The organism is Stenotrophomonas sp. HMWF023, from assembly GCF_003060985.1.
GTDB classification, from domain to species: domain Bacteria; phylum Pseudomonadota; class Gammaproteobacteria; order Xanthomonadales; family Xanthomonadaceae; genus Stenotrophomonas; species Stenotrophomonas lactitubi.
In genome coordinates this window covers 26,269-32,780 of record NZ_QAIJ01000315.1, presented here as the reverse complement: position 1 = coordinate 32,780, position 6,512 = coordinate 26,269, and the positions used below count along the sequence as shown (strand labels likewise).

The 6,512-nt window shown below is 66.6% G+C and carries 6 protein-coding genes; 3 read left to right on the top strand and 3 right to left on the bottom strand.

Going from position 1 to position 6,512, the window contains the following annotated elements; all coding sequences use genetic code 11:
* Nucleotides 1–554: RNA polymerase-binding protein DksA (dksA, locus tag DBR20_RS18955; protein ID WP_258223426.1), on the top strand; the 554-nt coding region annotated here is incomplete at its 5' end.
* 691 nt (nt 555–1,245) lie between these two features.
* Here dksA and DBR20_RS18950 read toward each other — a convergent pair.
* Genes DBR20_RS18950 through cysS form a run of 3 tightly spaced genes read right to left on the bottom strand, consistent with a single transcriptional unit; the run spans nt 1,246 to nt 4,372 of the window.
* Nucleotides 1,246–2,493 carry an MFS transporter gene (locus tag DBR20_RS18950; RefSeq protein WP_108267655.1) on the bottom strand — a complete coding sequence of 416 codons (1,248 nt, stop codon included), beginning with the start codon at nt 2,491–2,493 and terminating at the stop codon, nt 1,246–1,248.
* Nucleotides 2,490–2,942, bottom strand: coding sequence for a SufE family protein (locus tag DBR20_RS18945; protein WP_089236228.1), 453 nt, complete (start codon nt 2,940–2,942; stop codon nt 2,490–2,492). Before DBR20_RS18945 ends, DBR20_RS18950 begins: the two co-directional genes overlap by 4 nt.
* 53 nt (nt 2,943–2,995) lie before the next feature.
* Nucleotides 2,996–4,372, bottom strand: coding sequence for a cysteine--tRNA ligase (gene cysS / locus DBR20_RS18940; protein WP_108267653.1), 1,377 nt, complete (start codon nt 4,370–4,372; stop codon nt 2,996–2,998).
* A gap of 187 nt (nt 4,373–4,559) precedes the next feature.
* Here cysS and DBR20_RS18935 point away from each other — a divergent pair, with 187 nt between their 5' ends.
* Entirely contained in the window at nt 4,560–5,123 is a 564-nt protein-coding gene (locus DBR20_RS18935; protein WP_108267651.1) for a hypothetical protein, read from the top strand.
* Nucleotides 5,124–5,452: 329 nt separating this feature from the next.
* Nucleotides 5,453–6,463: an N-acetylornithine carbamoyltransferase gene (locus DBR20_RS18930; RefSeq protein WP_025876421.1), complete on the top strand. Its 1,011-nt coding sequence runs from the start codon at nt 5,453–5,455 to the stop codon at nt 6,461–6,463.
* Nucleotides 6,464–6,512 lie beyond the last annotated feature (49 nt).

Below are 6,512 nucleotides of genomic sequence, written 5' to 3'. Positions count from 1 at the left end.
CCGCCGTGAAATCCGATTCCGCTCCGAAGACCGTGACCCGCCCCGTGGGCAAGGTTGCCGTGGCCGTCGCTGCCCGTTCGGCAGCGCCTGCGCCGCGCAGCAAGTACAAGGTCGTCGAATACAAGACTGATGAGGCCACTGGCCGCCCGATCCTGCCCGCAGGCTACAAGCCGGCCTCGGACGAGGAGTACATGAGCTCGCTGCAGCAGGAGTACTTCCGCCAGCGCCTGCAGAACTGGCGCGCCGACCTGGTGGAAGAGTCCAAGCAGACCATCGAGAACCTGCGTGAGGAAGTGCGTGACATCGGCGATGAAGCCGAGCGCGCGACCCGCGAGACCGAGAATTCGCTGGAACTGCGCACCCGTGACCGTTACCGCAAGCTGATCGGCAAGATCGACAGCACCCTCAAGCGCCTGGAAGCGGGCGATTACGGGTACTGCGTGGATACCGGTGAAGAAATCGGCCTGGAGCGCCTCGAAGCGCGCCTGACCGCCGAGCGCACCATCGACGCCCAGGAGCGTTGGGAGCACCTGCAGAAGCAGCAGGGCGACTGATTCCGGTTCGTTGTGATGTCATGCGAAAAGCCCGGCTTCGGCCGGGTTTTTTGTTGGGTTCGAGTTGGCTGCGTAGAGCGGCGCCTTCCGGGTATCGGGGGGAGCCTGCGGGCGGGTCCGGGCAGGACACGCTGCAAGTACATCCCTGTAAGCTCGGCCGCGGCATCCATGCCGCGGACGCTCCTGCCCGGACCCACCCGCAGGCTCTCGACGCTTCCCTGCGTGCGCGGCCGCTGTAGAGCCGAGCCCATGCTCGGCTCAGGCCGAAGTCGGAGGCTGGATGGAAGGGCAAGAGCAAGAGCAGCCAAGCATGGCTTGGCTCTACCAGGAGCGGCCATGCGTATGCTCGCGGCTGTTGGGACCGCCTTGTAGCGAGCCGAGCACCGCAGGGGAATCAGGGGCGAAGAGGCGCCGCTGTTTGAGCGCAGCGAGTTCGGTGCCGTCCCCTGATTCACCGAGGAGTGCAGGGCACCGGTGCGCAGCACCGGCTCGCGGATGGCGGCGCGTTTCTTTGGTTACTTTCTTGATGGCGCACATCCATGTGCTCCACCCTGCGGGCCGGCTATGCCGTTCCGTGCTGCTCCTGCAGCACGGTGCGCGCGCAAAGAAAGTGACACCCCGCCGCGGTCGCGGAAAGAGCCCGCCGGGCATGGCCCGGCGCTACCGGCGCGTGGGCGCACGGAAATCCGCTCTACTGCAGATCACGCAGATTCAATTTCCGCAGCGTCGGGTTCTTCCACGCGGTGACCCCGGCCACGCTCAGCACCGCGAACCCGCCCAGCACCACCGCCGGTACCAGCCCCAGAACCTTGGCCATCGTGCCGGCATAGAACGCGCCCAGTTCGTTGGACGAACTGATGAAGATGCCGTTGATCGACGATACCCGGCCGCGCATCTCTTCCGGCGTGGCCAGCTGCAGGATGGTGGAGCGGATCACCACCGACACGCCGTCGAAGGCGCCGTAGAACAGCAGGATCAACGCCGACAGCCAGAAGTGCTGGGACAGGCCGAAGCCGATCACGCACAGGCCGAAGCCGGCCACGGCGAACAGCAGCACGCGACCGGCGTTGCGGTGCAGGGGGTGGCGCGCCAGCCACAGGCCGACGCACACCGAACCCACTGCCGGGGCCGCGCGCAGGATGCCCAGGCCCTCCGGGCCGTGGTGCAGGATCTCGTGCAGGAACGCCGGCAGCATCGCCACCACGCCGCCCAGCAGTACCGAGAACATGTCCAGCGCCATGGCGCCGACCATGATCCGGTTGCCAACCACGAAGCGCGCGCCTTCGGCGATGCTCTTGAAGATCGGGGCGGCGGGGCCGGCATGCACCGGTTCTTCCACTTTCAGCGTGGCCAGGCAGCCCATCGCCACCAGCGCGAAGGCCGTGGCCACCGCATAGGACAGACCCTTGCCACCGAAGCCGACCAGCACGCCACCCAGTGCCGGGCCGGCGATCATGCCGGTCTGGAACACCACGGCACCGAGGCCGGCGCCACGGGCGAAATGTTCACGTGGCAACACGCGGGCGAACAGCGCGTTGTAGATCGGCGACAGGAAGGCGCGGACCATGCCGGTCAGGGCGATGGCTGCATAGATCGGCCACACGCCTTCAACCGGCAGCCAGCCCTTGGCTACGCTGGTCAGCACCAGCGCGGTGGCGATCAGTCCGGAACAGGCGACCATGCCCAGCTTGCGGCGCGGCAGATGATCCACCAGATAGCCGGCGAACGGCGCCACGCAGAAGAACGGCAGTACCTCGGCCAGGCCGATCAGGCCCAGCGAGAACGGATTGCGGGTGACTTCGTAGATGTGCCAACCGACGGTGACCGCGACCACCTGGTAGGACAGCATCGCGAAGATGCGGTACGCCAGCAGCCGGGCGAAACCGGGCCGGGACAGCAGGCCCAGCGCGGTGTCTTCGGCCGTGGCAGGGTCGCTCACGACGGATCGCGCTGCAGCTGGGCCTGCGCGGTCTCACGGATGAAGGCCAGCATCGCCGCCACGCCGTTGCTGCGGGTCGGCGACAGGTGGCGGGACAGGCCGATATCCTGGATATAGCTGGGTTCGGTGGCCAGGATCTCCTGCGCGGTGCGCCCGGAGTACACCCGCAGCGCCAGGAAGATCAGGCCGGAGACGATGGCCGAATCGCTGATGGCGTGGAAACGCAGCGACTGCGTATTGCCTTCCGGCACGATCCAGACCATCGACTGGCAACCGAGCAGGCGGTGCTCTTCGGTTTTCCATTCTTCGGGGAAGGCGGGCAGCTTGCGGCCGAGGTCGATCAGGTACTGGTAGCGCTCGGACCAGTCGCCGAAGAAACCGAATTCCTCGGCGATGGCCGTCTGTGCCTCGGCGGCGGTGGGTTCAAGCGGGAACGGGGAGTCGATCACAACAGTCTCTACAGTGGGGGCGTGGCCGGCGGACCGGCCACGGGGCAGGCAGGTCAGCCGCGCTTGCGCGACCAGCGCACGCCCTGCGGGGTGTCTTCCAGCACGATGCCTTCGGCGGCCAGCTGGTCGCGGATGGCGTCGGAACGGGCGAAGTCGCGCGCCTGCTTGGCTGCCGCACGTTCGTCGATCAAGCCCTGGATGCGCGCGTCGTCGTCGCTGTCGCCGGCGGCGTTGCCGAACCATTGCGCCGGATCGGCCTGCAGCAGGCCGAGGGCGAGGCCGGCACCGAGCAGTTCGCTCTTCAAGCGTGCGCGTTCGGCGGGATCGGTGGCGCGGCGCGCTTCGCCGGCGATACGGGCCACTTCGGCCAGCGCCTGCGGCGTATTGAGATCGTCATCCAGTGCCGCTTCGATGTCTGCCGGGATCACTGCCGTGGCGGCCACATCGGCCAGCTCGCGCAGGGTGCCGTACAGGCGGTCGAGGGTGCGGCCGGACTGTTCGATCAGCGCGTCGGACCAGTCCAGCGGCTGCCGGTAGTGGGCCGACAGCAAGGCCAGGCGCAGTGCCTCGGGAGCGTGTTTACGCACCAGGTCGTGGACGCGCTCGATGTTGCCGATCGACTTGCTCATCTTGGCGCCGCCGAAGTTGAGCATGCCGTTGTGCAGCCAGAAGCGCGCGAACACCTTGCCGCCGTGCGCGCACTCGCTCTGCGCGATCTCGTTTTCGTGGTGCGGGAACTGCAGGTCGACGCCACCGGCATGGATGTCGATGGTCTCGCCCAGGTGTGCGGCGGCCATCGCCGAGCATTCGATATGCCAGCCCGGACGGCCGCGGCCCCATGGCGATTCCCAGCCCGGCAGGTCGTCGCCGGACGGCTTCCACAGCACGAAGTCGCCAGGCGCGCGCTTGTAGGGAGCAACCTCGACACGGGCACCGGCCAGCATCTCGTCCGGATCGCGGCGCGACAGCTTGCCGTAGCCGTCGAAACTGCCGACGGCGAACAGCACGTGGCCCTCGGCGGCGTAAGCATGCCCGCTGCTGACCAGCTGCTCGATCATGGTGATGATCTGCGCCATGTGCGCGGTTACTTCCGGTTCGATGTCCGGCGGCACCACGCCCAGCGCGGCCATGTCTTCACGGTAGGCCGCGGCGAAACGGCCGGTGATGGTGCTGATCGGCACCCCCTGCTCGCGCGCGGCGGTGTTGATCTTGTCGTCCACGTCGGTGATGTTGCGGGCGTAGCGCAGGGCACCGAAGCGCCGCCGCAGCAGGTCGGCCAGCACCCCGAACACCACCGGCCCACGGGCGTTGCCGATGTGCACGTAGTTGTAGACCGTCGGGCCGCACACATACAGGGTCGGACAGGCCGGGTCGAGCGGGGTGAACGGTTCGAGCTGGCGAGTCAGGTTGTTGTGCAGGCGCAGGGTCATGGGTCTGTGACTGGGGGACAAGCCTGTGATTTTAGAACGTGTCGGGGCCCTTTGGGGGGACCATTGCCACCGGTGGACGTCACCGGCGGCCGGGATGGGGTGGGCAGGAACGGCGCGGACGGGTAATGTTCAGCCCCTTGCGGTCACCACTGCCTACACTATTGCCGTGTCCCTGCTCCCATCGCCAATGAAAACCACCGCGTTGCTGACCCTGGCCTGCCTGTCGGCGCTGCCGGCCGTGGTCCAGGCCCAGGAGGCCGAGCCCCGCAACCGGGTGGTGATCGTGGAGAACGTGAAGTTCGACTACGCCCAGGTGCTCAACGTGGAGCCGGTGTTCCAGACCCTGCGCGCAACCCGTACCGAGGAGCACTGCGAGCCGGTCTCGACCCGCACCCTGGCCCCGGTCAACGTCACCGGCGAGGAGCCGGTCGAGGACAAGGGCCGCATCGGCCGCCTGTGGGATTCGGTGCGCTCGATGTTCAAGCGCAGCGATGAGGAGATGCTGGAAGAGCTTCCGACCGAACCCCCCGCCCCGGCGCCGGCCAACACGGGCCCGATGCTGACCCGGGACTGTCGCATCGTGCCTGTCGGGCGCGAGTTCCGCCGCCCCATCGCCTATGACGTGGACTACGTCTACAAGGGCACCAAGTACCGTTCGCGGCTGCCGGAAGACCCTGGCAACCGGCTGAAGATCCGGGTTTCGATCACCCCCTGGGTAGGCCCCGAGCAGGCTGCAGCCGGCACCCCCTGATTCTGCGACGCCGGCCTCTTGCGCCGGCCCCGGCCGCATGTAAAGATTGCCGACCAATGAAGCTCACCGACTTCCAGCACGACAGCAGCGCCGCCCGCCAGGCCACTGGCATGACGTCGCGTGCCCGTCGACCGGAACCCCACATTCTCGCTGGGTAATCCGGAGCTTTCTGCTGTTCGTCCGAAAAAAACCCAGCCCGCCGGCTGGGTTTTTTCGTTTCCGCGTTCTGAAAGCTTCATCTGCAACCTTTTCGTATCACCTTGGTCCCTGGTTTTCCCTTCCACCTTCCACCGCGTCGGCCACCGGCGCCGCTCATGCAAGGAATGATGATGTCCCCCAAGCACTTCCTGAACACCCAGGACTGGAGCCGCAGCGAACTTGACGCGCTGCTGACCCAGGCTGCGCTGTTCAAGCGCAACAAGCTCGGCGACCAGCTCAAGGGCAAGTCGATCGCGCTGGTGTTCTTCAATCCGTCCATGCGCACCCGCACCAGTTTCGAGCTGGGCGCGTTCCAGCTCGGTGCCCACGCAGTGGTGCTGCAGCCGGGCAAGGATGCATGGCCGATCGAGTTCAACCTCGGCACGGTGATGGACGGCGATACCGAAGAGCACATCGCTGAAGTGGCCAAGGTGCTCGGCCGTTACTGCGACATCATCGCCGTGCGCGCGTTCCCGAAGTTCGTCGACTGGGCCTACGACCGCCAGGACGTCGTGCTCGAGAGTTTCGCCAGGTACTCGCCGGTGCCGGTGATCAACATGGAGACCATCACCCATCCGTGCCAGGAACTGGCGCACGTGATGGCCCTGCAGGAGCATTTCGGTACCCAGGACCTGCGCGGCAAGAAGTACGTGCTGACCTGGACCTACCACCCCAAGCCGCTGAACACCGCCGTGGCCAACTCGGCGCTGACCATCGCCACCCGCATGGGCATGGACGTGACGCTGCTGTGCCCGACCGCCGACTACATCCTCGACGAGCGCTACATGGGCTGGGCCGAGCAGAACGTGGCCGAGAGCGGCGGTTCGCTGAAGATCAGCCATGACATCGACAGCGCCTATGCCGGTGCCGACGTGGTCTATGCCAAGAGCTGGGGCGCACTGCCGTTCTTCGGCAACTGGGAACCGGAGAAGCCGATCCGCGACCAGTTCAAGCACTTCATCGTCGACGAACGGAAGATGGCGCTGACCAACAACGGTGTGTTCAGCCACTGCCTGCCGCTGCGCCGCAACGTGAAGGCGACTGACGGCGTGATGGATTCGCCGCAGTGCATCGCCATCAATGAGGCCGAGAATCGCCTGCATGTGCAGAAGGCGATCATGGCCGCTGTTGCCGGCCGCTGATTCTTTTCGATTCGAACATTTCCGCCGGGCATGGCCCGGCGCTACCAGG

What these genes read in the sequence shown, in the direction of transcription:
- DBR20_RS18935 (WP_108267651.1), top strand. Translation starts at nt 4,560, where the DNA reads ATGAAAACCACCGCGTTGCTGACCCTGGCCTGCCTGTCGGCGCTGCCG.
- DBR20_RS18930 (WP_025876421.1), top strand. Translation starts at nt 5,453, where the DNA reads ATGTCCCCCAAGCACTTCCTGAACACCCAGGACTGGAGCCGCAGCGAA.
- cysS (WP_108267653.1), bottom strand. Translation starts at nt 4,372, where the DNA reads ATGACCCTGCGCCTGCACAACAACCTGACTCGCCAGCTCGAACCGTTC.